A 25633-nucleotide genomic window follows, 5' to 3' on the forward strand; every position below is an offset into this window, starting at 1 on the left:
AGTCTTGGGCCCAGGGGCGATGTCAGTGGGGCGCCCTACGCTCCGCTCATGACCGTCTCGCTTCCCGAGGAGCTGCCCGCCGGGCGCCTCGTCCCCGACGGCTCCCCCGTCATGTGGCAGTCCGACGAGCCACCGGCGGACCCGTTGGCCGAGTGGACGAGGTATCAGCGGCAGCAGGGCGACACCGGCCTGCTGCCGGTCCTCTGCTATCCGAACCGCCGGTCCGATTCCCCGGGTACGCGGCGTCCCTCGTCGACGCCCCGCTGTGGCGCTTGTCGTGGGACTGGAACCCGGTCGCATGCCTCGTACACCGACCGCTAGCGTGCCGTTCATGACCGGCACCGATGAGAACGCCGCCGAAGAGCGCACCCGCGCCGGGACCGCCGCCCATCCCCGTTTCGCCGAGGCCCTGCGGGAGTTGGGCCTCGATGAGGTGAACGGGCGCGTCCGTCGCTTCCCGGCCGCGACCCGCCGCCCGGTGGGTGGGCCGACCGGCGTGTGCAGGGTGCCGCGACAGCGTTTGTAGCTGTGGGCATGTGCGCCACCAGGGGCGCCACGGGTGGGCACAGTGCCACCCCGTGAGCGCCGAGCTGTGCGCCCCGCCCTGGCCTCAGCCCCCCGGGGCAGAGTTCAGCCCCCGAGGGACAGACGTACCGCCCGTACCAGCGCCTGGGCCCGCGGGTCCGCCGTCACGCTCTTGCGGAAGCCGTTCGTGACGTAGCCGAAGGCGATGCCCGCGTCGGGGTCGGCGAAGCCGAGGGCGCCGCCGCGGCCGGGGTGACCGAAGGAGCCCGGGGAGAGCAGGGGCGAGGCCGCGCCGTGGAGCATGTAGCCGAGGCCGAAGCGGGTGTTGACGACGAGGACGCGGTCGGGGCCGGCGGACTCTTCGGCGCGGGCCCGCTCCACGGTGGCCGGCGTGAACAGCCGTACGCCGTCCACCTCCCCGATCAGCGCGGCGTAGAACCGGGCCAGCCCCTCCGCCGTGGCGATGCCGTTGGACGCGGGCAGCATCGCCGCCCGGTACGCCGGATCGTTCTCGTCCGGAAGTGGAGTGATCGCGGCGAAGGCGCGTCGGGTGAGGGACGACGGATCCGCGTACGCCTCGGAGACCGCCCGCTTGGGGCGGGTCTTCAGGCCCCCTGCCGCCGACGGGGTCTCGACCTGCGCGACCCTGCCCACGCGCCCTGCTTCCGCCTCGGGCAGCCCGACCCACAGATCCAGCCCGAGCGGCCCGGCCACCTCGTCCGCGATCCACGCGCCGATCGAGCGCCCGGTCACCCGCCGGACCAGCTCACCGGTCAGCCAGCTGTAGGTCTGCGCGTGATACCCGTGCTCCGCCCCCGGCTCCCACGCCGGTGCCTGCGCGGCCACCACCGCGGCCGCGAGATCGGGATCCGCCGCCTCGGCCGGAGTGAGCGGACGGTCGAGAACGGGCACCCCGGCCCGGTGCGCGAGCACCTGCCGGACGAGGGTGGGCTCCTTGCCCGCCGCCTTGTACTCCGGCCAGTACCGGCCGACCGGAGCGTCCAGGTCGAGTACCCCGCGCTGGGCGAGCAGCAGCAGTACGGCGGCGGCGACGCCCTTGGTCGCGGAGCGCACGATCTGCGCGGTGCCGCGCTGCCAGGGCTCGCTGCCGTCGACGTCCCGTGTGCCGGCCCACAGGTCGACGACCTTGTGCCCGTCGCGGTACACGGTGACGGCGGCGCCCCGGTCCCCGAGCGTCTCGAAGTTGCGTACGAACGCTTCCCTGACCGGCTCGAAGCCCTCGGCCACTGCGCCGTTCACGTCCACGCCCGCGCTCCCTGTCGCCTCACCTGTGCCAACAGTGAGTGCAACACACACCTACAGCCTTCGATTCCTAGCCCAGCAGGATCGTGACCTCGATGTTGCCGCGGGTGGCGTTCGAGTACGGGCAGACATCGTGGGCCGCGTCCACGAGCTTCGTCGCCAAGGCCTGGTCGACGACGGGGAGCGAGACGCTCAGGGCGACCGCGAGGCCGTAGCCGCGCTGTTTGTTCGGGCCGATGCCGACCTTCGCGGCGACGGTGGAGCCGGAGAGGTCGTACCCGGCGCGGCGGCCCACCAGCACCAGCGCGTTGTGGAAGCAGGCGCTGTAGCCGGCCGCGAACAGCTGCTCCGGGTTGGTGCCGTTGCCGTCGCCGCCGAGCGCGGGCGGCATCGCGACCTTCAGTTCGAGCCGGCCGTCCTGGCTGGTGACGTATCCGTCCCGGCCGCCGTGCGCGGTGGCCTCGGCGACGTACATGATCTTCGTCGGACGGGTGTCGACAACGGTGCCGTCGATCACAGCGGGACCTCCCCCAGGGCATACAACTCGGTGAGCGGAACGGCAGGCAGCACACGGGTGTGCAAGTACATCGTGCACAAGGTACCCGCCGGTACGGAGATCCGTACTACCAGGGGGTAGAAACCGTGGGTAACCCTCGAGGAGCGCTCCAGGGGCGCCCGTCAGCGCCCTCGCGCCGCCGCCCCTTCCGCGCGCTCCGCCAGGCGCCACAGCTCCTCCCGGAGCCGCGCGACCTCGGCCTCGCTCACGCCCGTCGCCGTCAGCAGCGCCTGCGGTACCTCCTCCGCGCGCTCCCTGAGCATCTCGCCGCGGCCGGTGAGCGCGACCAGCACGGAGCGTTCGTCGTGCGCCGACCGCTCACGGCGCACCAGCCCCGCCGACTCCAGCCGCTTGAGCAGCGGCGACACCGTGCCGTAGTCCAGGTGCAGCGCGGTCGCGAGCTCCTTGACCGTGGTCTCGCCGCGTTCCCAGAGGACCAGCAGGACCAGGTACTGCGGGTAGGTGAGACCGAGTTCCTCCAGCAGCGGGCGGTACGCGGCGGTCACGGCGCGCTGGGCGGCGTACAGCGCGAAGCACAGCTGCTCGTCGAGGAGCAGCGATCCGGCCGAGCCGACCGCTCCGGCGGAACCGACGGACCCGACGTCCTCTTGTTTCGTCACGCGCCCATTGTTCACGTGCCCATTGTTCACGTGCCCGGGGCTCACGCGCCCGTGGTCACGGAGCGCGGGTCGAACCCGAAGGGGAGCTCCAGACGGTGTGTGCGCATGAGCGCGTCGTCGGAGAGCAGTTCGCCGGTCTTCCCGTCGGCCGCGATCACGCCCTCGCTCAGGACGAGTGCCCGGGGGCACAGTTCGAGGGCGTACGGCAGGTCGTGCGTGACCATGAGGACGGTGACGTCCAACGACCGCAGGATGTCGGCGAGTTCGCGCCGTGAGGCGGGGTCGAGGTTGGAGGACGGCTCGTCGAGGACGAGGATCTCCGGCTCCATCGCCAGCACCGTCGCGACGGCCACCCGGCGCCGCTGGCCGAAGGAGAGGTGGTGCGGAGGACGGTCGGCGAAGGCCTCCATTCCGACCCGCTCCAGCGCCGCACGGACACGCTCCTCCAGCTCGGCGCCCTTCATCCCCGCCGCGGCCGGGCCGAAGGCGACGTCCTCCCGGACGGTCGGCATGAACAACTGGTCGTCCGGGTCCTGGAAGACGATGCCGACCTTGCGCCGGATCTCCGCCATGTGCCGCTTGCCGACCGGCAGTCCGGCCACCGTCACGCTGCCGGTACCGCCGCTCAGGATGCCGTTGAGGTGCAGCACGAGCGTCGTCTTGCCGGCGCCGTTCGGGCCGAGCAGCGCGACGCGCTCGCCACGCCCGATGGTGAAGTCCACGCCGAAGAGGGCCTGGTGCCCGTCGGGGTAGGCGAAGGCCAGTCCGGCCACTTCCAGAGAGGGGGTCACAGCGTCCATCCCAGCAGACATACGACAAGGGCGGCGAACGGGAGGGCGAGGGCGTACGACCACTGCGCCCGGGACGCGGTCACCTCGTCGATGACCGGCATCGAACCGGCGTACCCCCGGCTCACCATGGCGAGATGCACGCGCTCCCCGCGTTCGTAGGAGCGGATGAACAGCGCACCCGCCGACTTGGCGAGCACCCCCCAGTGCCGCACACCACGGGCCTCGAAGCCGCGCGACTCCCGTGCGATCCGCATCCGCCGCATCTCGTCCGTGATGACATCGCCGTACCGGATCATGAAGGAGGCGATCTGCACGAGCAGCGGCGGAAGCTTCAACCGCTGCAGACCGAGGAGCAGTTCGCGCAGTTCGGTGGTGGACGCGAGGAGCACGGAGGCGGCGACGCCCAGCGTTCCCTTGGCGAGCACGTTCCAGGCGCCCCACAGGCCATTGACGCTCAACGACATGCCCAGCACGTCCACCCGCTCGCCCTCCCCCACGAACGGCATCAGCACGGCGAAGGCGACGAACGGGATCTCGATCAGCAGCCGTCGGAGCAGGAATCCGGCCGGTACGCGGGCTTTGTACGCGACCGTCGCCAGCAGCGCGGCGTACAGCGCGAACGCCCACATCGCCTCGCGCGGGGTGGAGACGACCACGACCACGAAGGCGAAGGCCGCGGCGAGTTTGGTGTGCGGCGGCAGGGCGTGCACGGGCGAGTGCCCGTGCCGGTAGAGCCGGTGGGCGTGACCCGCGCCCACGTCAGACGCTCTCGGGGAGGGAGACGGCAGACGCGTCGGCGCTGCGGCGCCTGCGGATCGCCCAGAAGACGCCACTGCCCGCGACGACGGTGACGCCGACGCCTATCACGCCCGCGAGGCCGCCGGAGATCCGGGCGTCGGAGATGTCCTTGACGCCGTAACCGGCGAGCGGGGAGTCCTCCGTGGCGTGCTTCTCGGCCCTCTGGTCGATGCCCTTGTCCTTGGCGACCTTCTCCAGGCCGTCGGGGCTGGCGGAGGCGTAGAAGCTGACGAATCCGGCGAGGACGAGGGAGGTGACGAGGCCGGTGATCCACACCTTGCGGTGCGAGGAGCGGGCGGCGACGGGGGCGACGGTCGTGGGGGCGTCGACCAGTTCGCCGTTCACGCGGAGCTTGAGCTGCTGCTGGAGGCCGCGGGCGCCGTACACGAGGTCGGGTCGTACGGCGATGACGGCGCCGACGGTGAGTGCGGTGATGGCGGCCTCGCCGATGCCGATGAGGACATGCACGCCGATCATGGCGGTGGCGACCTTGGAGATCGCGACGTCGGTGGTGCCGCCGATCGCGTAGATGAGGGTGAAGGCGACGGCGGCGGCCGGGACGGAAAGGAGCGCGGAGACAAAAGCCGCCACAGTGACGGAGCGCCGCTTGCGCGGAAGCACCTTCACCAGGCCCCGGAAGACGGCGTACGAGACGACCGTGGTCACGATCGCCATGTCCGTGATGTTCACGCCGAGCGCGGTGAGGCCGCCGTCCGCGAAGAGGATGCCCTGCATCAGCAGGACCACCGAGACGCAGAGGACGCCGGTGCAGGGGCCGACGAGTATCGCGGCCAGCGCGCCGCCGAGCAGATGTCCGCTGGTCCCGGCGGCGACCGGGAAGTTCAGCATCTGTACGGCGAAGATGAAGGCGGCGACCAGGCCGGCGAGCGGGGCGGTTCGCTCGTCGAGTTCGCGGCGGGCGCCGCGCAGGCTCACGGCGATGGCACCGGCGGCGACTACTCCGGTGACCGCGGAGACCGGGGCGTTGATGAATCCGTCAGGCACATGCACCGTTCGATGATAGTGCCTTGTTGCGAATGGCTTGCAAGAGCGAGTCACCCACGAATAGTCCTGCGGGCGCGTCCTGGAGGATCGCACCGATTGATCCGGAAGCGTTTTCCGTGAGATGTGCGACATTGGAACAGTGGCGGATTCACAGATTCCACACAGCTAACGCAGCGTAAGGAGTCGGTTCATGTACGCCGTCGAACAATACGCCCGCGCCCATATCGTCACCGACACCGCCGACTCCCCCGAGGACGAGCATCGAGCCGTCCCGGTGGCCCTCCGTTACGACCCCGAGGGCGATTCCCGCCAGGTGCACATCACCTTGCCCGGCCCCCATGAGTGGGTGTTCGCCCGCGAGTTGCTGGAGAAGGGACTGCGCGTCCCGGCGAGCAGCGGAGACGTCCGCGTCTGGCCGTGCGGCCGGGTGCAGACCGTCCTGGAGTTCCACTCACCGCAAGGGGTGGCGGTCGTACAGCTCGACTCGAAAGCCCTGATGCGTTTCCTGCGCCGGACGTACACGGCGACGACGCGCACGACAGCGTCCGCGGGCCTGTCAGCCACTCCGGTCGGACACGGCGCGACGTCGCGCGGGCGCGGCTAGCGAGACGGCCGCATACCGCTCGACGCGGGGCCGAGCGGGTCGGTCGGCAACGTGCGCAGACCGCGGAAGCCCGATGAATGCCGGTGAGGGCGCCCCACGCGTGCGTGGGGCGCCCTCACCGCGGTTGAGGCGTACTCAGACCCGGGCCAGTGCCCGGTCGTCGTCCTCGTTCATCGACTTCCTGTCGAGTGCCCGCAGGCCCTCGCCCTCGACGTCGACGTTCGGCAGCGCGCGGTCCAGCCACTTCGGCAGCCACCAGGCCCTCTTGCCCAGCAGGGCCAGGACGGCCGGAACGATCGCCATGCGCACGATGAACGCGTCGAAGAAGACGGCGATCGCGAGGCCGAAGCCGATCATCTTGATCATCGACTCGCTGGAGCCGATGAAGCCGGAGAACACCGCGATCATGATGACGGCCGCCGCCGTCACCACCCGCGCGCCGTGCTTGAAGCCGGTCACGATGGCCTGACCGGGCTTCTCCCCGTGGACGTACGCCTCGCGCATCCGGGTCACGAGGAAGACCTCGTAGTCCATGGCGAGACCGAAGACGACGCCCACCATGAAGATCGGCATCATCGACATGATCGGGCCTGTCTCCTCGACGCCCATGAGGCCGGACAGCCAGCCCCACTGGAAGACCGCGACGACTGCGCCGAGCGCGGCCATCACCGAGAGCAGGAAGCCGAGGGCCGCCTTCAGCGGAACCAGGATCGAGCGGAAGACCACGATCAGGAGCAGGAAGGCGAGGCCGACCACCAGCGCCAGATACGGGATCAGCGCGTCGTTGAGCTTCTGCGAGAAGTCGATGTTCATCGCCGTAGTGCCGGTGACGAGCACCGTGGCGTCGGTGTCCGCCTTGACGTCGGCGCCGTCGTCGCGGATCGCGTGCACCAGGTCCTCGGTCTTGACCGAGGAGGGCTTGGAGTCCGGGATCACCGTGATCGTCGCGGTGTCGCCGGCCTTGTTGGGCGCCGGCCGGGTCACCGTCACGACGCCCTTGAGGTCCTTTATCTCGTTGCGCACCTTGGTGAACGCCGCCTTCGGGGCGTCGCTCGCCTTCGCGTCGACGACGACCATCAGCGGGCCGTTGAAACCGGGCCCGAAGCCCTCGGACAGCAGGTCGTAGGCGCGGCGCTGCGTGGTGGACGTCGGCTGCGAACCGTCGTCGGGCAGACCCAGTTCGAGCGAGGTCGCCGGAATCGCCGCCGCACCCAGACCCACGACGCCGAGCAGCAGGACGGCGAGCGGACGGCGCACGACGAAGCTCGCCCAGCGCGTGCCCATGTTGGGCTTGCTCTCCTTCTTGGCGGCGCGACCGCCGCCGAGCAGCTTGCTCTTCTTGCCGGCGGGCTGCACCTTGCGGCCCGCGTACCCGAGCAGCGCGGGAATCATGGTCAGCGCGATGAGTACGGCGATGGCGACCGTGCCCGCCGCCGCGACGCCCATCTTCGTCAGCATCGGGATGTTGACGACCGACAGGCCCACCAGCGCGATCACGACCGTCAGACCCGCGAAGACCACCGCGGAGCCCGCCGTGCCGACGGCCCGCCCGGCCGCCTCCTCGCGTTCGCGGCCCTCGGCCAGCTCGGCCCGGTAGCGGGAGACGATGAACAGCGCGTAGTCGATGCCGACCGCGAGGCCGATCATCATCGCAAGCGTCGACGTGGTGGTGCCGAGGTCGAGCGCGTTGGCGAGGGCGGTGATGGTGGAGACGCCGATGCCGACACCGATCAGCGCGGTCAGCAGCGGCAGCCCGGCCGCGATCAGCGAACCGAAGGTGATGACGAGCACGACCGCGGCGACCGCGATACCGATGACCTCGGTGGATCCGGTCTCGGGCGTCGCCTGGAGGGCGTCACCGCCGACCTCGACGGTCAGCCCGGCATGCCGCGCCTCCTGCGCGGTCTCCTTCAGCGCGTCCTTCGAGGAGTCCTTCAACTCCATCCCGGAGACCTTGTACTTCACCTGCGCGTAGGCGATCGAGCCGTCCTTGCTCACGGCCTTCGCCTTGAACGGGTCGGTGACGGAGGTGACTTCGGAGCCGTCGCCGAGCGCCTTGACGGTCTTCTTGACGGTGGCCTTGTTGTCCTTGTCCGACATCTTCTCGCCGCTGGGCGCCTTGAAGACCACCCGCGCGGTCGCTCCGTCGGCGCTCATACCGGGGAAGCGGCTCTCCAGCAGGTCGAAGGCCTTCTGCGCCTCGGTGCCGGGGATCGAGAAGGAGGACGCTCCCGCGGTGGGCGCGGAGGCGGCGCCGACACCCGCGAGCGTCAGCAGTGCCACCCAGATCAGGGCGACGAAGTGCCGTCGCCTGAAGGCGAGTCGGCCGAGTTTGTAGAGGAACGTGGCCACGAGGGCGTTCTCCCGATCAGGTCGTGGGATGGCAGGGGCTGGTGTGATCACCCGAGTGGGGGCAGGGGGGGATCAGCCCGACGACGTGAGCGGTCGCGCGTCAGGTGCAACAGGTGGGTCTTACAGGTGAGTTGGCGGAGGTTCAGACACCGAGGGCGGGGAAGACCACGGCTTCGAAGTACTTGCGGAGGAACTCCTGCGTCGGTGGCAGATCGTCGATGAACGTGCGGGCGGCGAAGCCGCCGATCACCATGTGCAGCACGTAGTCCATCGCGGGGTTGTCCGGACGGATCTCACCCCGGTCGACGGCGCGCTGGAGCACCTTGCGCATCTCCACGATCTCCGGCTCGATGAGCAGTTCACGGAAGGCCTTGAGGAGATCGGGGTTGGAGTGCACCGCCATGGCCAGGGCCCGCATCAGCGCGGAGTTCTGCTCCATGACACAGTCGTCCTCGCGCGCCAGCAGCGCGAGGAAGTCGCCCCGCAGGGACCCCGTGTCGATATCGGCGATGTTGCCCGGCTTGCTGTGCCGCATCGCCCTGACGACCAGCTCGGCCTTGCTGCCCCACTGGCGGTAGAGGGTGGCTTTGCTGGACTTGGTGCGCGCGGCGACGGCATCCATGGTCAGCGCGTCGTAGCCGACCTCCCGGAGCAGGTCGAGCACGGCCGCGTACAGCTCGGCCTCGCGCTCCGGCGTGATCCGACTGCGTCGCGCCGTCGCGGTCTCAGCCATCGCACTCACCTTCCCCTGCTCCGCGCCCGGAGCGGCAGGGCTCCGAACGACACGGTTTCGTACGTCTCTTGCGTACGTCTCTGAAGATACCCCGAGAGTCAACGAAACGAAACCGTTTCGTACGTGTTCTGGGTCACGGGCACGTTTTCAGTGGTTGCCGAGGCCCTCCGATCGGAAAAGCTACGAGTTGCCGAGGCCCGCCGGCAAAGCTACGAGTTGCCGGGGCGCGCCGAGCGGAAAAGCATGGGTAGGTGAGCGACGAGCACGAGCAGGCGACGATCGACGAGCACGTGATCACCGACGAGCAGGCGATCACCGACGAGAACGCGACCGGCGCGGACCACGCACCCGGATACCTGCGCTTCCCGCACCTCAGCGGCGACCTGCTGTGCTTCGCGGCCGAGGACGACCTGTGGCTGGCCCCCCTCGACGGGCCGGGCCGCGCCTGGCGGGTCACCGTGGACCGCACCAAGATCGGCCACCCCCGCTTCTCCCCCGACGGCCGCCACATCGCGTACACGAGCTGGCGCAGCTTCGTCCCGGAGATCCATCTGGCGCCGGTGGCCGGCGGTCCCGCCAGGCGGCTCACCTATTGGGGCAGCGCGGACACCCAGGTCTGCGGCTGGACCCCCGACGGCGACATCCTCGCCGTCGCCTCGCACGGCGAGCCCTTCTCGTACTTCACCTGGGCCTACAAGGTCCCCACCAACGGCGACCCGGGCGGCAAGATGCCCTGGGGCCCGGTCTCGCACATCGCCACCGCAGACATCGACGACGAGCGCAAGACCCTGCTGCTCACCGGCACCCCGCCGCACGAGCCGGCCTCCTGGAAGCGGTACCGGGGCGGCGCGATGGGCCGGCTGTGGATGCACGGTCAGCAGCTGCTCCCCGACCTCGAGGGCCACCTCGCCTGCCCCATGTTCGTCCGCGACCGCATCGCCTTCCTCTCCGACCACGAGGGCATCGGGAACCTCTACTCGTGCGCGTACGACGGCTCCGACCTGCGCCGGCACACCGACCACGACGCCTTCTACGCCCGGCACGCCTCCAGCGACGGCACCCGGGTCGTCTACCAGTGCGCGGGCGACCTGTGGATCGTCGACGACCTGTCCCCCGAGTCGATCCCGCGCCGCCTCGACGTGCGTCTGGGCGGGCCACGCGCGGGACGCCGCACGTACCAGGTGCCGGCCACCCAGAACATCGACAGCATCTCCGTGGACGAGACGGGCCGCGCCGGCGCCGTCGTCGTACGCGGCAGCCTGTACTGGCTCACCCACCGCGACGGCCCCGCCCGCACGATCACGGACACCCCCGGGGTGCGGGTCCGGCTCCCCGAGATGCTCGGCTCGGGCGGTCAGGTCGCCTACGTCACCGACGCGGAGGGCGAGGACGCCGTCGAGATCGCCTTCCTCCCGCGCGCCACCGGCGACCGCGAGCCGCGCCGGCTCGCCTCCGGGGAGCTGGGCCGCGTACAGGAGCTGGTGTCGGACCCGCAGGGCGAGCGCCTCGCGATCGCCTCGAACGACGGGGGGCTGCTGCTGCTCGACGCGAGCGAGGAGTCCGGGGGAGGCGAGGTCACGGAACTCATTCGGTCCATCAACGGGCCGGTGAGGGATCTGGCCTTCTCGCCGGACGGGGCGTGGCTGGCGTGGTCGCACCCGGGCATCGGCCGCTCCCTGCGCCAGATCAAGATGGCGCGGATGAAGGACCGCCTGATCGTCGACGTCACCAACGGTCGCTTCGAGGACGAGAACCCGGTGTTCACCCGGGACGGCCGCTATCTGGCCTTCCTGTCCTGGCGCGGCTTCGACCCGGTGTACGACGTGCACACCGGGGACCTTTCCTTCCCGCTCGGCTGCAGGCCCTATCTGGTGCCGCTGTCCTCCGCGACCCCCTCCCCCTTCGCGCTGAACCCCGAGGGGCGTCCGGTCGCCGGGGGCCTGGACCCGATCGAGGACGAGGCGGGCGACAGCGGCATGGCGACCGTCGAAATCGAAGGCCTGGAGAGCCGGGTGACCCCCTTCCCGGTCACCGCCTCCAAGTACTCGGCGCTGCAACCGGTCGCGGGCTGCGGCCTGGTCTGGCTGCGCTGGCCGATCTCGGGCGCGCTGGGCGAGACCTTCGTGAACCCGGCCGACCTGTCGGGCCGCCCGACCCTCGAGTACTTCAATCTCGGCAAGGCGAAGAAGTCCGAACTCGTCGAGCATCTGGACTGGTTCGCGGTGAGCGGCGACGGCACCCGGCTGGTCGTCGCGGACGAGGGCGACCTGCGCGCCGTCCCCTCCACCGAGGCCGGCGACAGCGACACGACGGTCTGGATCGACCTGCGCCGCATCCTGCACACCGTGGACCCGCCCGCCGAATGGCGCCAGGCGTACGCGGAGGCGGGCCGCATCATCCGGGACTACTTCTGGGAACCCCACATGTGCGGCATCGACTGGGACGCGGTGCTCGCGCAGTACCGTCCCCTGGTCGAACGGGTCGCGTCACCGGACGAGTTCGCGGACCTGCTGCGCGAGGTGCTGGGCGAACTGGGCACCTCCCACGCGTACGTCTCCGCCGCCCGCCGCAACGAGGGCCCGCCCCACTACCAGCGCCGGCAGGGCCTGTTGGGCGCCAACTTCGTCCGTCGCGACGGCAGCTGGATGCTCAAGCGGATTCTCCCCGGCGACTCGTCCGACTCCAAGGCCCGCTCCCCTCTTGCCGGTACGGGTATTCGCGAGGGTGCGGTGCTCACCCACGTCGACGGCCGTCCCGTGAACCCGGTGACGGGCCCGTATCCCCTCCTGGCCGGCTCGGGCGGTACGACGGTGGAGCTGACGTTCACCCCGGCGGAAGGCGAGGGCCGGTCGCGCCGGGTCGCCGTGGTGCCCCTGATCGACGAGCGGCCCCTTCGCTACCAGGACTGGGTGGCCAAACGCCGCGAAGTGGTACGGGAGTTGAGCCACGGCATGTGCGGGTATCTGCACATCCCCGACATGGGCGGCTCCGGCTGGGCCCAGTTCAACCGCGACCTGCGCATGGAGGTGTCCCGGCCCGCCCTGATCGTCGATGTACGCGGCAACGCGGGCGGCCACATCAGCGAGCTCGTCGTCGAGACGCTGACGCGCAAGATCCTGGGCTGGGACCTGACACGCAACGCCCAGCCGGTGTCGTACGCGTCGAACGCGCCGCGGGGGCCGGTGGTCGCCCTGGCGGACGAGGCGACCTCGTCGGACGGCGACATGATCACGGCGGCGTTCAAGCTGCTGAAGCTGGGCCCGGTGATCGGCCAGCGTACCTGGGGCGGCGTCGTCGGCATGACCGGGCGCCACCGCCTCGGCGACGGCACCGTGATCACGGTTCCGATGAACGCGGCCTGGTTCGACGCCTACGGCTGGTCCATCGAAAACCGTGGCGTCATCCCGGACTTGGAGATCCTCCGCACCCCCCTCGACTGGGCCGAGGGCCGCCACGCGCAACTCGACGACGCCATCCGACTGGCCCTCGACCTGCTGAAGTCCAACCCCGCGGCATCCCCACCGGACTACTCACAGGTCCCGGACAGGACAAGACCGAAACTCCCGCCGAGGCCCACGAACTAGTGCCGCGTCAGCCAAGGTTTGCCCGTCAAGGAGCGGCGTCCGGTGCGTGCTCTCGGCATGCCGGTGGCCGGAAGTCCTCGTACTGGATGTACTTGGGCTTTCGGCCGGTGCGGCGAGAGTGCATGCGCTGTGCCGCTGTGCCGCTGTGCCGCTGTGCGCAATCGTCGCGCGCGCTGTGCTCGATCGTCCCGCAGGGCGATGGGGATCCGCCCAGCAGCAGCCAACGCAAGTACGGGGTGCCCTCCGTCAAGAGGGCACCCCGTCCCGGGTAAAGCCGGCGCAGCCAGGCGCAACGATCAGACGTCGTAGTCCTGGTCGAAGCGGTCCTGGGCCTCCTGCTGCATGCGCTCGTCCTCACGCAGGTTCTGCGAACGCTGGTTCTGCGAGCCCTGCTTCTGCGAGCCCTGCTTCTGCGAGGAACGCTCCCGCGTCTCTTCCTTGGGGTCGCCCATCTTCTTCTTGGCCTGCTGCTTCATCTGCTCGGCCTTGTCCTGGAACTGGTCCTTCATGCCCATGAGGTTTCACTCCCGTAGTGGGTGAGGGGATTGGGCCTCGACCAGACTTACACGGGGGAACAAAGCACGCATTTCGATCAGTTACTCACGGTGAGCCACACCGTATGACTCAAGGTGAAGTGCCCTGCCGCTGCTGCTCGTCGGCGGCCCCACCGGCCCCGACCAGCCCCGTACGCACGCTCGCGAGCCGTGGCTCGAACCGCCGCATCTCGCGCTGCCCGACCGCCCCGATGATCCCGGGCAGATACCCGCGCACGCCCTGCATCCCGCGCAGCCACCACTGCGCGTACACATGACTCGACCGCCGCTCGATCCCGGCGACGATCCGGTCCACCGCGGGACCCAGCGGATACGTCTTGTTGGACGGCCACGGCAGCCGCTGCCGCAGTTCGCGCATCACCTCGTCCTGGTCGGCGCCCCGCACCATGTCCGTGTCGGTCCACGAGAGATACCCGACCCCGACGCGCACGCCCTTGTGACCGACCTCGGCACGCAGGCTGTGCGCGTACGCCTCCACGCCCGACTTGGACGCGCAGTACGCGGTCATCATCGGCGCCGGAGTGATGGCGGCGAGCGAGGCGATCTGCAGCAGATACCCCCGGCTCTCCATCAGCACGGGCAGGAACGCCCGCGCCGTGACCGCCGACCCGATCAGATTGACCTCGATGACGCGCCGCCAGGCGACCGGATCGGAGTCCACGAAGGGCCCGCCGCTGGCCACCCCCGCATTGGCGACGACGATGTCGACCTTCCCGAACCGCTGCTTGACCTCTTCGGCGACCCGCGCCATCGCCTCGTGGTCGGTGACGTCGGCGTACCAGTGGTCGCTGTCGCTGTGCAGCCGTTCCGAGACCTGCTTGAGCGCGTCCGCCTCCAGGCCCACGAGCGCGACCTTGGCGCCGCGCGCGGAGAGTTTGCGGGCGAGGAGTTCACCGACGCCCCGCGCCGCGCCCGTGACGACCGCGACCTGTCCTTCCAGGCTCACCCTGCTCATGCGCCCTCCTTCATCTCTACGGCTTCCGGTGCCCCTGAGGCGTATGTGGTGACGAGTTCGCGGATGCGTGCGGTCACCAGCTCGGGCGCCTCCACCGGTGTCATGTGTCCGAGCCCCGGCAACTCGGTGATCCCGACGCAGTTCGGCAGTGCGGCGACCAGAGCGCGCGCGTGCACGACCGGCGTCATCCGGTCCGCCGTCCCGACGACGACCGCCGTCGGCACCCGCAACTCCCGTACGCCGTGGTCGAGATCGAGCAGTTCGAGGACGAGCGACCACGCGTACCGCACCTTGCGCGGACAGGCGTGCACGATCCGCGCGCACGCCTCGACCATGCCGGGTGACGAACCGGGGCCCATCGTCGCGTACTTGAGGATCCGCCTGGCGAGCGGCGTGACCGGCCCGAGCGGAGCGCGCGATCCGAGGACGGACTGGGTGATACGCGTCCGTAGCCGGCCGGCGCGCATCGGCACCACCTGCGCCTCCGCGACCAACCGCGAGCTCCCCGTACTGCACAGCAGCGCGGCCGCCGCGTGCTCCCGGAAGCGCGCCCGGGCCGAGGCGGCCATGAGCGTCATCCCGCCCATGGAGTGCCCCACGAGCACGGCCTTCTCGCCGGGCGCGAGCGTGGCCGCGAGCACGGCCTCCAGGTCGTCGGCGAGCGCATCCGTGCCGCACGTGGCGCTCGCGGGGCTGCGCCCGTGACCGCGCTGGTCGTACGCGATGACCCGGTGGTCGGCGGCGAGGTCCCGTATCTGCGCCGCCCAGAAGGCGGTCGAGCAGGTCCAGCCGTGCGCGAGAACGACCGCGGGCGCGTTCTCGGGCCCGTGCACCTCTACGTGCAGTCGCGCACCGTCGGCGGAGACGGCGGTCAGCTCACGCGCGGGCGCAGGCGGCGCGTACGCCCCGTGCGCCACATGCATCAGTCGGCTCACGCTTCGGCCTCCACCTTCTTCTCGGAACGGAACTTGGCCGGGGACTTGGCAGCGGAGGCGCCGGCGGCCGGTGCCTTCGGCGCCCGCACGACCTCGTACTCCCCCAGGTCCACGCGCCGGGTGGCCGTGCGGAACTCGCTCGTCGTGCCGGGCCAGATGGTGGTGTTCACGCCGTTGGCGTCGAGGTACCAGCTGGTGCAGCCACCGGTGTTCCACACCGTGCGCTTCATGCGCTCCTGCACCTTGTGGTTCCAGGCGTCCACGGCGCCGGGACGCGCGTCGAGGGCCGCACGCCCGCCGAGCACGTCCAACTGCCGTACGAAGTCGGCCATGTAGTTCAGCTGGGACTCGATCATCAGGATCATCGACGAGTTCCCGAGGCCGGTGTTGGGCCCGATGATCGTCATCCAGTTGGGGAAGCCGGCCGCGGTGGCCCCGCGCAGCGACTTCATACCGGTCCGCCACACCTCGGCGAGCGTCTTGCCCTCCGCCCCGACGACCCGCTCCGCGATCGGCATGTCGGTGACGTGGAAGCCCGTGCCGAAGACGATCGCGTCGACCTCGGCGGTACTGCCGTCGGCGGCGATGAGCGTGGAGCCGTCGATCTCGGCGAGCCCGGAGGCCACCACGTCCACATTCGGCTGCGTGAGCGCCGGGTAGTACGTGTTGGACAGCAGGATCCGCTTGCAGCCGATCCGGTAGTCGGGAGTCAGCTTCCTGCGAAGCTCCGGGTCCTTGACGGCGCGGGCGATGTTCCGCTTGGCCAGCTGCTCCACCATGCCGAGCTCGTTCGGCCGCTTGGTGAACGCCTGGACCTGCAACTCCCGGATGCCCCACAGGAGTCCGCGCCGGGCCTGCGTGGTGAAGGGCAGTTGGCGATGGATCCAGCGCTCGGCGCCACTGATGGCCCGGTCGACGCGCGGCATCACCCAGGGCGGAGTGCGCTGGAAGAGGGTGAGCCCGGCCACCTCCGGCTGGATGGACGGCACGATCTGGATGGCCGACGCCCCCGTGCCGATCATGGCGACGCGCTTGCCGCGCAGGTCGTAGTCGTGGTCCCAGCGGGCCGAGTGGAAGACCTTGCCGGGGAAGGTGTCGATCCCCGGGACGTCCGGGATCTTGGGGTCGGAGAGCGGCCCGGTGGCGGAGACGACGACATCCGCCGTGAGGAACCCGCTGCTGGTCTCGATCCCCCAGCGCAGCTTCTCCGTGTCCCAGGTCATCATCTTCACTTCGGTGTCGAAGCGCAGATGTGACCGCAGCCGGAAGACGTCCGCCACATGCTCCAGGTACGCGCGGATGTGCTCCTGCCCGGAGAAGGTGCGCGGCCAGTCGGGGTTGGGCGCGAAGGAGAACGAGTACAGGTGGGACGGTACGTCGCAGGCACACCCGGGGTAGCTGTTGTCCCGCCAGGTGCCGCCCACGCTGTCGGCGCGCTCCAGGACGACAAAGTCGGTGACCCCTTCGCGGCGCAGCCGTACGGCCGCTCCCAGACCGCCGAACCCGGACCCGATCACCGCCACTCGGACATGCTCGTGCTCGGTCATCCCGACGCCTCCCTAGCCGCACGACCCTGCCAGTGAACACTGGCGCAATGGGGAGAGTAGAGCAGCCGCGTACTGATGGGTAGGGGGCGCGGCCGGGAAAGTTACCGGGGGTACGACGTAGGGTGCGCACGTGGCGGAGAAGCGTGAGTACCGGATGGAGGAGCTGGCCAAGGAGGCCGGCATCACCGTGCGCACCCTGCGCTTCTACCGGGAGCGCAAGCTCATACCGCCGCCCCGCCGCGAAGGCCGTATCGCCTGGTACGACGACACACACCTGGCCCGCCTGCGCACGATCTCGGCGCTGCTCGAACGCGGCCACACCCTGAGCGGCATCGCCGAGCTGGCCGAGGCCTTCGACCACGGCCGCGACGTGGGCGAGCTGCTGGGCCTCGGCGAGCCCACCGAGGAGACCCCCGTCCGCCTCTCTCCCGAGGAACTGGCCGACGCCTTCGCGGGCCAGGCGACCCCGGAGAACCTCGCCGCGGCGCTCGACCTCGGCTACCTCGGCACCGACGGCGGCGAGATCGTCCACATCAGCCGCCGTCTGCTCGACGTCTCGGCGGCCCTGGTCCGCGAGGGCATCCCGCTCGCGGACGTCCTGACGGCCGCCCGGCGTGTACGCGATCACGCCGACGCGCTCGCCCAGCTCTTCACCACCCTCGTCCTCACCGAGGACCGCACGACCGAGGACCTCCAACGCCTGCGCCCGCTGGCGAAGAGCGTGGTGGAGGCGGAGCTGTCGATGGCGCTGGACCGGCGACTCAGCCGACGCCAAGGGTCTTGAACACCCGCTCGCCGAAGCCGACGGCAAGGGTCTTGAACACCCACTCGCCGAGGACGAGTTCCAGGCCCCGCAAGACGTCCTCCTGGCGCGTTCCAACGGCACGCGCCGCAAGCGGGGGACGACAACGGCCCTGCTCACCGGGGTGGTGCACTGTGCAGGCTGCGGCGGACGCATGCACTTCGCCGCGCGAAAGGGCTATCCGTACGGCGACCACATGGGTCGCGCTACTGCCCGAGGTGAAGTGCGCTCCGCGCCGGCAGGCATGCGCTCCGACCGGCCGGACCGGACATCTCACGCCTGACCTTCGCCATTGAGGAATCCCCTGCCGCACAGGGGGTGGGCCGAGACCCGAGTGCTGGGTGGGCCGATCCAGACGGCACACCCAGCACTCGTCAGGACTCGAAGACCACTGTCACGGGGGCATGGTCCGACCACCGCTGCTCATGACTGACGGCCCGCTCCACGAGCCCCTTGACCGCGCGCCCCGCGAGCCCTGCCGTGGCAACGGCCAGGTCGATCCTCCAACCTGCGTCGTTGTCGAACGCCCGCCCTCGATACGACCACCACGTATACGGCCCTTCGACATCGGGATGCAGCGCCCGCACGACGTCGACGTACCCGCCGTCCTCATCGGCGAAGACCCGCCCCAGCCACTCCCGCTCCTCGGGCAGGAATCCGGAGTTCTTCCTGTTCGCCTTCCAGTTCTTGAGGTCGGCCTCGCGGTGGGCGATGTTCCAGTCACCGCACACGAGCACCTCGCGCCCATCAGCGGCGGCCCGCACCCGCAGCGCCTTCAGATACTCGAGGAACTCCCCCATGAACCGGACCTTCTCGTCCTGCCGCTCGGTCCCGACCTCACCGGAGGGCAGATAGAGGCTGGCGACTGTGACACCGGGCAGGTCGGCCTCGACGTAGCGCCCACTGGAGTCGAACTCCTCGGACCCGAACCCGACCCGCACACGATCCGGCTCACGCCGTGTGTAAAGGGACACACCAGCGCGCCCCTTGGCGGCGGCGGGAGCGTGCACGACATGCCATCCGGCCGGCTCGAGAACCTCCCGCGGCAGCTGCTGGGGCTCGGCCCGCACCTCCTGAAGGCACAGCACGTCCGCGGAGGTCCCCGCGAGCCACTCCACGAAGCCCTTCTTCGCAGCGGCCCGAAGTCCGTTCACATTCACAGAGGTCACCGTCAGCAAAACACTCTCCTCGGCCTCATTGCCGGCGCGATCAACGGGACACCCTGTCCGAGGCCACCGCCGGCACCCGGGCACGATACTTAATCGGTACCGCCGATCCGAACCCGATCGGCACTCCTCACCGATTGCATAGATGTACGGTAGACTGCATGAATATCCGCTCGGTCGCCTTCGACCACCCCGACGCCGTCAAGCTCAACGACCAGGTGCAGGCCGAATACGCCGAGCGCTACGGAGACGAGGGTGACGCCACCCCCCTCGACCCGTCGATGTTCGCCCCACCGCTCGGGCTCTACCTGATCGCGTACGACGAGCGGGACCGCCCGGTCGCCACGGGCGGCTGGCGCGCCCAGGGCGAGAACGACGAGGGCTACTCGGACGGCGACGCCGAGCTCAAGCGCATGTACGTGATCCCCGAGGCCCGCGGTTTCGGCCTCGCCCGCCGCATCCTGGCCGCCCTCGAGTCCGACGCCCGTGCGGCCGGCCGCACCCGCATGGTCCTGGAAACCGGCTCCAAGCAGCCCGAGGCGGTCGCCCTCTACGCATCGAGCGACTACGAGCCCTGCGCCAAGTTCGGCCACTACCGCTTCCACGAACTGAGCCTGTGCTACGCCAAGGCGCTGTAGAGCTCCGCTCGTGGTCGCGACCGCATGGGGGAACCCCTCGGCCAAGCCCGAACCGAGGGTCTCCGGCCCCCAAGCGCTACCCCGCGACCTGGCCCTCGCCGCCCTCCCGGACCTCATCATGACCGGCGTCGGCCAAGGGGATTGACCCCTTCCGCGCCCCCTGGTCCGCTCCCGGAAGGCGACCCGGTGACGGAGATCAGGTTGGCCAGCACAAATCGCCGGAAGGCCGGGATCCTCAGGGGCGCCACACGGGTCGTCGATAAGTCCGCTGCGGTGTGCATGCTCTCCCTCGTGCTCGGCGCAGCGAGCACCCTACGGCAACGCCCGCAGGTCGGGCGCGAGTTGTGGACAGCCCGGGAAAGCAAAGATCCCGCCCGATCAATCAGATCGGACGGGATCTCTTCAACTGTCCCCGAGTTACCTCAAGAACAGCTGCTGCGTGGACCTGAGGGGATTTGAACCCCTGGCCCCCTCGATGCGAACGAGGTGCGCTACCGGACTGCGCCACAGGCCCTTGCAACGAGTGAAACTCTAGCATCCCCATCGAGGTGCCCGGAAATCCGTTCCTGGCTGGTCAGCCAGGGGCTCCCGAACCCCCGTCGTCACACCCGTCACTCGTTGGCCGCACGCGGCCGTCCCCCGTCCTCGTACTGGTCGAAGAGCGGTGTACGACCGCGCTCGCGGGCGCGCCGGGCGGACGCGGCGCGACGCGCGTCACTGCGGCCGTCGTCGACGGCCTCCGCCTCGTCGGACGGCTCCTCGGCGGCCGGCTCGGCCTCCGGCGCGGACGCTTCCACGGCGCTGGAGCGCGCGGAGCTCCACGCGTCCGGCGCCCCCAGGTCGACGCTGGGCGTGGCCCGGGGCGCGACCGGCGCGGTCACGTACGTCGGCAGCGGAACCGGCACGGGGTCCCAGCTGTCGCCCTGGCCGGGACGGCGCTGGCGCTCGCGCTGCTGGTCGACCCACTCCGCGTGGTCGGTCTGCTCGACGAGCGCGCGGCGATCGGCCGCGAGCGCGGAGAGGCCGGGGTCGGTCTCCGGCTCCGGTCCCTCGCCCGGCTCGTCGGCTCCGGGGTCGACGGTCGGCCGTCGGCGCGGCTGCCGCTCCCGCAGCCGCTGCGCCGCGGCCTCGGCCCGGCGCCGGTCCATCGTGTAGGTGAAGCGGCGCTTCTCCTGGGCCCGCAGATACACGATGTACCCGCTCAGCATCACCGCGGGCACGCCGGGCGCCCACAGGAAGGCGAGCCCGCCCACGGCCGCCACGATCGCGCCGAGTGTGAAGGCGAGGAAGAGCATCACCGTCGTACGCCGTCGGCGTGCGAGCACCTTCGAGCGCCGGGCACGCGCTGCGGCCTCCGCCGAAGAACCACGCCGCGCGCCCGGCGCACGCCTGGACGCGGACTTGGCCGACGGTTTCGGCGCGGATGTGGGCGACTGCTGCGGTACGGACTTGGCCGCCTGCTGGGGCACGGGTCTGGCGGCGCCCGGGGCCTCGTGCGCGGCCCCCTGCCGGGCGGCGGCCGGAGGCGCCGTCTCCGAGTGCGCCGGGGACGACGGCTGAACCCGCTCCTGCACCTGCGGCCGGTGCTGGACCTGCGCCTGCGGCCGGGTCGGAGGCATGGCGAAGGCCCGGACGTCCACCGAATCGGTGACGCCGTCCGGGTCGGCGCTGAACTCCCCCTCCTCGGCGGAGCGCGCCCGCAGGTCCTTGGCGTACCGACGCTCCATACCCGCCCGTCCGGACAGCAGCCGGATGGCGGTGCTGAAGCGTTCCGTCGGACGGGCTTCGTTCAGCTCGTCCTGCCTACGGAGCCACATCGGCACCAAGTAGGCGGCCCAGGCCCCGACGATGACTGCGTAGATGAGGCCGCTGCTGCTCACGTCTCACACGGTAGAGGGGTTTGCGTGAGGCCATCTGCCAATTGCGCCGGTGTGTCGCACGATCTGGCTGATATTTCGAGCTTTTTTTGCGACCGATGCGATCAGCAGGCCGCCGGGACCGTGAATTCAATGACCGGAGACGGACTCAAGGCGATCGCCGATCGGTCAATTTCGAACATCTATTCAATTAGCCGGCGTTCCCCGGCTCGCTCTGGTTCTGCGAGCCCGCCTGCTCCGATCCCACCTGCTCCGATCGGGTCTGCGCCGAGCGCGTCCGGCGCCAACGTCCGAGCAGCCCTTCGGGCACCTCTTCGGCGGTGAGCGCGTACACGAGATGGTCGCGCCAGGCCCCGTCGATGTGGAGATAACGTGGACGAAGCCCTTCCTCACGGAATCCGAGTTTCTCCACGACCCGGCGGCTCGGCCTGTTCTCGGGGCGAATACAGACTTCGATGCGGTGCAGTCCGACGGCGCGGAAGCAGTGGTCGGTCACCAGCGCCACGGCCGTCGGCATCACCCCGCGGCCCGCGACCCCCTGGTCCACCCAGTAGCCGACGTGCCCGGAGCACATCGATCCCCAGGTGATTCCGGCGACCGTCAGCTGCCCGACGAGCCGGCCCTGGTACTCGATCACGAAGGGCAGCATCCGGCCCGCGTTGGCCTCGGCGCGCAGATGCCGGACCATCTGGCGGTAGGTCGGCCGGTGCGCGATCGGGCCGCTGGGGGTGGGCGGCGGGATGGTCGCCTCCCACGGCCGCAGCCAGTCCCGGTTGCGCCGGTTCACCTCGCGCCAGGCCCGCTGGTCGCGCAGCTTTATGGGCCGGAGGACGACATCGCCGTCCACCAGCTCGACCGGCCAGGATGGGCTGTTCAGCTCGCACCCCCACTGCCATGAGGTCTGGGGTGGTCGCCGCCGCGGATCTGGTCGACGGCGTGGATCAAAAGGGGCTCCAGGACAGCGAGGCCGTCCCGCACCCCGCCGGTGGAGCCCGGCAGGTTGACGATCAGCGTCCGTCCGGCGACTCCGGCGAGCCCCCGGGACAGTGCCGCCGTCGGGACCTTCTCTCTTCCGAACGCCCTGATGGCCTCGGGAATGCCCGGCACCTCCAGGTCGAGCACCCGCCGCGTCGCCTCGGGCGTCCGGTCGGTCGGCGAGATCCCTGTACCACCGGTGGTCACGATGACGTCGTACCCGGCGTCGGTGCCTGCGCGCAGGGCGGCCTCGACCGGGTCACCGTCGGGGACGACCTGCGGGCCGTCCACCGCGAAGCCGAACTTCGCGAGCCCCTCGGCGATCAGGGGACCGCCCTTGTCCTCGTAGACCCCGGCTGCGGCACGGTTGGAGGCCGTGACCACCAGGGCTCGATACGACGATGCCGTCATGCCCGGCTCCAGTCGCCCGACTTCCCGCCCGTCTTCTCTTCTACCCTCACGTCCGTGATGACCGCCCCCTTGTCGACCGCCTTGACCATGTCGATCACGGTGAGAGCCGCCACGCTGACCGCGGTGAGGGCTTCCATCTCGACGCCCGTACGGTCGGTGGTCTTCACGGTGGCGAGGATCTCGACGGCGTCGTCCGCGACCGACAGATCAATCTTGACACCCGACACCGACAACGGGTGGCACAGCGGGATCAGGTCCGGCGTGCGCTTGGCGCCCATGATGCCCGCGATGCGCGCGGTGGCAAGGGCGTCACCCTTGGGGACCCCCTCGCCACGCAGCAGCTCGACGACACGGGGTGAGACCAGGACGCGTCCGCTGGCGCGGGCGGTGCGCGCGGTCACGTCCTTCCCGGATACGTCGACCATACGGGCGGCGCCCGCCTCGTCGATGTGCGTCAGTCGGTCCTGCACAGGGGGTCCGGGGGTCTCCCCCCGGGATGGAACAGTCATGTGCGTGGGCGCTCCCGGTCCGGGCCTGTCGCGGTGCGGCGCGTGGGCCTGTTGTGCGCGACACGGTACCGCCAACGCGGGGTGCTCAGCCGAGCAGGACCCTCTCGGGCCCCGGCCGCTCAGCCGAGAAGGACCACCTCGACCTCCGCGCCGGGCTCGACCGACGTGTCGTCCTCGGGGACGACGATCAGCGCGTCGGCCTGCGCGAGCGCCGCGACCAGGTGTGATCCGACGCCGCCGACGGGCGTCACCTCGCCCTCCGCGTACGTCCCCCGCAGGAACTGCCGGCGGCCCGCGGGCGAGGTCAGCGCCTTGTCCGCCTTCAGCGTCGCCCTGGTCGTGGGCCGGTGGACGTCCTTCAGCCCCATCAGGGTGCGGATCGCGGGGCGCACGAACAGCTCGAAGGAGACATACGACGACACGGGGTTGCCCGGGAGTGCGAGCAGCGGGGTGTGGTCGGGGCCGATGGTGCCGAAGCCCTGGGGCTTGCCGGGCTGCATCGCGAGCTTGCGGAAGTCGATGCCGCTGCCCGCCTCGTCCTCGTCGGCCACGGAGGACAGCGCCTCCTTGACGACGTCGTACGCGCCGACGCTCACGCCGCCCGTCGTGACCAGCATGTCCGCGCGGATGAGCTGGTCCTCGATGGTGGCGCGAAGCGTCTCGGCGTCGTCGGCGACCGCGCCCACCCGGTAGGCGATGGCTCCGGCGTCGCGGGCGGCGGCGCAGAGGGCGAAGCTGTTCGAGTCGTAGATCTGGCCGGCACCCAACTCCTCGTCGGGCTGGACCAGTTCGCTGCCCGTGGACAGGACGACCACGCGCGGGCGCGGGCGCACGCGTACGGTGCCGCGGCCGATCGCGGCGAGCAGGCCGATCTGCGGCGGGCCGAGGATGGTGCCGGCTTCGAGGGCGCGGTCACCGGCCTTCACATCGCTGCCCTTCGCGCGCACATGCGCGCGCGCCTCGGCCGGGCGGTGGACCTGCACCTGACCGGAAGCGGCCTCGGGGGCCGCGCTGCGGGCGCGCATCCCGGAGACCGGGCCCTCACCCAGGCCGCCGTCGGTCCGCTCCACGGGGACGACGGCCTCGGCGCCGGGCGGAAGCGGGGCGCCGGTCATGATGCGGGCGGCCTGGCCGGGGCCCACATAGGGGGGCTTGGCCTGGCCGGCCGCGACGTCACCGACGACCGCCAGGACGGCCGGGTACTCCTCGCTCGCCCCCGCGACATCGGCGACCCGGACCGCGTACCCGTCCATCGAGCTGTTGTCGAACGGCGGCAGGGAGACCGGCACCATCACGTCCTCGACCAGGACGCAGCCCTGGGCGTCGAGGAGTTGCAGCTCGATGGGTTCGAGGGGGCGAACGGTCGCGAGGATGTCCTCCAGGTGGTCGTCCACGGACCAGAGGTGATCCTGGCCGGTGGTGCGGGTCGCGGCGCTGCTCAAAGTCCCTGCATCTCCTCGGCTACGTAACTGCGAAGCCAGGTCCGGAAGTCCGGGCCCAGGTCTTCACGTTCGCACGCGAGTCTGACAATGGCACGCAGGTAGTCGCCACGGTCCCCGGTGTCATAGCGGCGGCCCTTGAAGACGACGCCGTGCACGGGGCCGCCGATCTTCTCCTCGTCGGCGAGCTGCTGGAGAGCGTCGGTGAGCTGGATCTCACCGCCGCGGCCCGGCTCGGTCTTGCGCAGTATGTCGAAGATGTGCGGATCGAGGACGTATCGCCCGATGATCGCGTAGTTGCTGGGCGCGTCCGCCGCGTCCGGCTTCTCGACCAGTCCCGTCACCTTGACCAGGTCGCCCTCGTCGGTGGCCTCGACGGCGGCACATCCGTAGAGGTGGATCTGTTCGGGCGCGACCTCCATGAGCGCGATGACGCTGCCGCCGCGCTGCTCCTGGACCTCGACCATGCGGGCGAGCAGGGGGTCGCGCGGGTCGATCAGGTCGTCACCGAGGAGCACGGCGAAGGGCTCGTGGCCGACGTGCGGGGCGGCACACAGAACGGCGTGACCGAGACCCTTGGGGTCGCCTTGGCGCACGTAGTGCATGGTGGCGAGGTCGCTGGACTCCTGGACCTTGGCGAGCCGGTCGGCGTCGCCCTTCTTCTGGAGCGCCGATTCGAGCTCGTAGTTGCGGTCGAAGTGGTCCTCGAGGGGGCGCTTGTTGCGGCCCGTGATCATCAGGACGTCGTCAAGACCCGCCGCCACGGCCTCTTCGACCACGTACTGGATCGCCGGCTTGTCGACGACCGGCAGCATCTCCTTGGGAGTGGCTTTGGTGGCCGGCAGGAACCGGGTGCCGAGGCCTGCTGCGGGAATGACAGCCTTGCTGATCCTGGGGTGTGACTCAGTCATGCCCGCAACCATAACCGGTGGCTATGTGCGGAATCTGAGGCTCCGGTTAATTCGCTCTCATATGAGCGCATTAGGAAGGGTAC

Annotated in this window: 24 protein-coding genes, 1 tRNA gene and 1 pseudogene; 6 read left to right on the forward strand and 20 right to left on the reverse strand. The window is 70.4% G+C overall.

Annotated elements, in window-relative coordinates:
* Nucleotides 1–48 precede the first annotated feature (48 nt).
* Both OG390_RS21480 and OG390_RS21485 read left to right on the forward strand, forming a co-directional pair.
* Nucleotides 49–321 carry a hypothetical protein gene (locus tag OG390_RS21480; RefSeq protein WP_406170179.1) on the forward strand — a complete coding sequence of 91 codons (273 nt, stop codon included), beginning with the start codon at nucleotides 49–51 and terminating at the stop codon, nucleotides 319–321.
* Between the two features lie 10 nt (nucleotides 322–331).
* A pseudogene (locus OG390_RS21485) lies at nucleotides 332–472 on the forward strand (YbaK/EbsC family protein); the annotation flags it as partial.
* A gap of 158 nt (nucleotides 473–630) precedes the next feature.
* Here OG390_RS21485 and OG390_RS21490 read toward each other — a convergent pair.
* The 6 genes from OG390_RS21490 to OG390_RS21515 form a co-directional block, all read right to left on the reverse strand.
* The gene (locus tag OG390_RS21490) at nucleotides 631–1791 is read right to left on the reverse strand and encodes a serine hydrolase domain-containing protein (RefSeq protein WP_406170181.1); all 1161 of its coding nucleotides are present in this window, start codon (nucleotides 1789–1791) and stop codon (nucleotides 631–633) included.
* Nucleotides 1792–1858: 67 nt separating this feature from the next.
* Entirely contained in the window at nucleotides 1859–2263 is a 405-nt protein-coding gene (locus tag OG390_RS21495; RefSeq protein ID WP_406177783.1) for an organic hydroperoxide resistance protein, read from the reverse strand.
* 203 nt (nucleotides 2264–2466) lie between these two features.
* Nucleotides 2467–2964: a MarR family winged helix-turn-helix transcriptional regulator gene (locus OG390_RS21500; protein WP_406170183.1), complete on the reverse strand. Its 498-nt coding sequence runs from the start codon at nucleotides 2962–2964 to the stop codon at nucleotides 2467–2469.
* A 41-nt stretch (nucleotides 2965–3005) separates the two neighbouring features.
* Entirely contained in the window at nucleotides 3006–3764 is a 759-nt protein-coding gene (locus OG390_RS21505) for an energy-coupling factor ABC transporter ATP-binding protein (RefSeq protein WP_406170185.1), read from the reverse strand.
* Complete coding sequence (gene cbiQ / locus OG390_RS21510; protein WP_406170187.1) at nucleotides 3752–4513, reverse strand: cobalt ECF transporter T component CbiQ; 762 nt, start codon at nucleotides 4511–4513, stop codon at nucleotides 3752–3754. Before cbiQ ends, OG390_RS21505 begins: the two co-directional genes overlap by 13 nt.
* Before the next feature lies 1 nt (nucleotide 4514).
* Nucleotides 4515–5564 (reverse strand): energy-coupling factor ABC transporter permease, encoded by a 1050-nt coding sequence (locus OG390_RS21515; RefSeq protein WP_406170189.1) that lies wholly within the window; start codon nucleotides 5562–5564, stop codon nucleotides 4515–4517.
* A gap of 184 nt (nucleotides 5565–5748) precedes the next feature.
* On the opposite strand from OG390_RS21515, the gene OG390_RS21520 reads away from it, so the two are divergent.
* Entirely contained in the window at nucleotides 5749–6162 is a 414-nt protein-coding gene (locus OG390_RS21520; RefSeq protein WP_406170191.1) for an SsgA family sporulation/cell division regulator, read from the forward strand.
* A gap of 135 nt (nucleotides 6163–6297) precedes the next feature.
* Here the strand turns inward: OG390_RS21520 and OG390_RS21525 are convergent, their stop codons facing one another.
* The gene (locus OG390_RS21525) at nucleotides 6298–8514 is read right to left on the reverse strand and encodes an MMPL family transporter (protein ID WP_406170193.1); all 2217 of its coding nucleotides are present in this window, start codon (nucleotides 8512–8514) and stop codon (nucleotides 6298–6300) included.
* Nucleotides 8515–8656: 142 nt separating this feature from the next.
* Nucleotides 8657–9247 (reverse strand): TetR/AcrR family transcriptional regulator, encoded by a 591-nt coding sequence (locus tag OG390_RS21530; RefSeq protein WP_406170195.1) that lies wholly within the window; start codon nucleotides 9245–9247, stop codon nucleotides 8657–8659.
* A 311-nt stretch (nucleotides 9248–9558) separates the two neighbouring features.
* On the opposite strand from OG390_RS21530, the gene OG390_RS21535 reads away from it, so the two are divergent.
* Nucleotides 9559–12831 (forward strand): S41 family peptidase, encoded by a 3273-nt coding sequence (locus OG390_RS21535; RefSeq protein ID WP_406177784.1) that lies wholly within the window; start codon nucleotides 9559–9561, stop codon nucleotides 12829–12831.
* Nucleotides 12832–13127: 296 nt separating this feature from the next.
* Here the strand turns inward: OG390_RS21535 and OG390_RS21540 are convergent, their stop codons facing one another.
* The 4 genes from OG390_RS21540 to OG390_RS21555 form a co-directional block, all read right to left on the reverse strand.
* Nucleotides 13128–13340 (reverse strand): hypothetical protein, encoded by a 213-nt coding sequence (locus tag OG390_RS21540; protein ID WP_406170197.1) that lies wholly within the window; start codon nucleotides 13338–13340, stop codon nucleotides 13128–13130.
* Between the two features lie 115 nt (nucleotides 13341–13455).
* Nucleotides 13456–14340, reverse strand: a complete 885-nt coding sequence (locus OG390_RS21545; protein WP_406170199.1) for an SDR family oxidoreductase — start codon at nucleotides 14338–14340, stop codon at nucleotides 13456–13458.
* The gene (locus OG390_RS21550) at nucleotides 14337–15275 is read right to left on the reverse strand and encodes an alpha/beta fold hydrolase (protein ID WP_406170201.1); all 939 of its coding nucleotides are present in this window, start codon (nucleotides 15273–15275) and stop codon (nucleotides 14337–14339) included. The genes OG390_RS21545 and OG390_RS21550 overlap by 4 nt, the downstream gene beginning before the upstream one ends.
* The gene (locus OG390_RS21555) at nucleotides 15272–16822 is read right to left on the reverse strand and encodes a flavin-containing monooxygenase (protein ID WP_406170203.1); all 1551 of its coding nucleotides are present in this window, start codon (nucleotides 16820–16822) and stop codon (nucleotides 15272–15274) included. Before OG390_RS21555 ends, OG390_RS21550 begins: the two co-directional genes overlap by 4 nt.
* 154 nt (nucleotides 16823–16976) lie before the next feature.
* Here OG390_RS21555 and OG390_RS21560 point away from each other — a divergent pair, with 154 nt between their 5' ends.
* The gene (locus OG390_RS21560) at nucleotides 16977–17606 is read left to right on the forward strand and encodes a MerR family transcriptional regulator (protein ID WP_399093389.1); all 630 of its coding nucleotides are present in this window, start codon (nucleotides 16977–16979) and stop codon (nucleotides 17604–17606) included.
* A 392-nt stretch (nucleotides 17607–17998) separates the two neighbouring features.
* On the opposite strand, the gene OG390_RS21565 is transcribed toward OG390_RS21560, so the two are convergent.
* On the reverse strand, nucleotides 17999–18802 hold the full coding sequence (locus OG390_RS21565) for an exodeoxyribonuclease III (RefSeq protein ID WP_406170205.1): 804 nt from the start codon (nucleotides 18800–18802) through the stop codon (nucleotides 17999–18001).
* 149 nt (nucleotides 18803–18951) lie between these two features.
* Between OG390_RS21565 and OG390_RS21570 the strand changes: the two genes are divergently transcribed.
* Nucleotides 18952–19428, forward strand: coding sequence for a GNAT family N-acetyltransferase (locus OG390_RS21570; RefSeq protein ID WP_406170207.1), 477 nt, complete (start codon nucleotides 18952–18954; stop codon nucleotides 19426–19428).
* Nucleotides 19429–19868: 440 nt separating this feature from the next.
* Here OG390_RS21570 and OG390_RS21575 read toward each other — a convergent pair.
* The 7 genes from OG390_RS21575 to galU form a co-directional block, all read right to left on the reverse strand.
* Nucleotides 19869–19942 (reverse strand) — tRNA-Ala (locus OG390_RS21575).
* A gap of 97 nt (nucleotides 19943–20039) precedes the next feature.
* Nucleotides 20040–21308, reverse strand: a complete 1269-nt coding sequence (glpR, locus tag OG390_RS21580) for a gephyrin-like molybdotransferase receptor GlpR (protein WP_406170209.1) — start codon at nucleotides 21306–21308, stop codon at nucleotides 20040–20042.
* A gap of 187 nt (nucleotides 21309–21495) precedes the next feature.
* A complete protein-coding gene (locus tag OG390_RS21585) occupies nucleotides 21496–22155 on the reverse strand; it encodes a GNAT family N-acetyltransferase (protein WP_406177786.1) in 660 nt (219 codons plus the stop codon).
* Between the two features lie 23 nt (nucleotides 22156–22178).
* Nucleotides 22179–22691 (reverse strand): molybdenum cofactor biosynthesis protein B, encoded by a 513-nt coding sequence (locus tag OG390_RS21590; RefSeq protein ID WP_406170211.1) that lies wholly within the window; start codon nucleotides 22689–22691, stop codon nucleotides 22179–22181.
* The gene (gene moaC, locus OG390_RS21595; RefSeq protein WP_406170213.1) at nucleotides 22688–23200 is read right to left on the reverse strand and encodes a cyclic pyranopterin monophosphate synthase MoaC; all 513 of its coding nucleotides are present in this window, start codon (nucleotides 23198–23200) and stop codon (nucleotides 22688–22690) included. Before moaC ends, OG390_RS21590 begins: the two co-directional genes overlap by 4 nt.
* A 119-nt stretch (nucleotides 23201–23319) precedes the next feature.
* Nucleotides 23320–24642 (reverse strand): gephyrin-like molybdotransferase Glp, encoded by a 1323-nt coding sequence (gene glp, locus OG390_RS21600; RefSeq protein ID WP_406170215.1) that lies wholly within the window; start codon nucleotides 24640–24642, stop codon nucleotides 23320–23322.
* Nucleotides 24639–25550 (reverse strand): UTP--glucose-1-phosphate uridylyltransferase GalU, encoded by a 912-nt coding sequence (gene galU, locus OG390_RS21605; protein ID WP_406170217.1) that lies wholly within the window; start codon nucleotides 25548–25550, stop codon nucleotides 24639–24641. Before galU ends, glp begins: the two co-directional genes overlap by 4 nt.
* Nucleotides 25551–25633: the final 83 nt, after the last annotated feature.

Source organism: Streptomyces sp. NBC_00996 (assembly GCF_045162675.1).
Classification (GTDB): Bacteria; Actinomycetota; Actinomycetes; order Streptomycetales; family Streptomycetaceae; genus Streptomyces.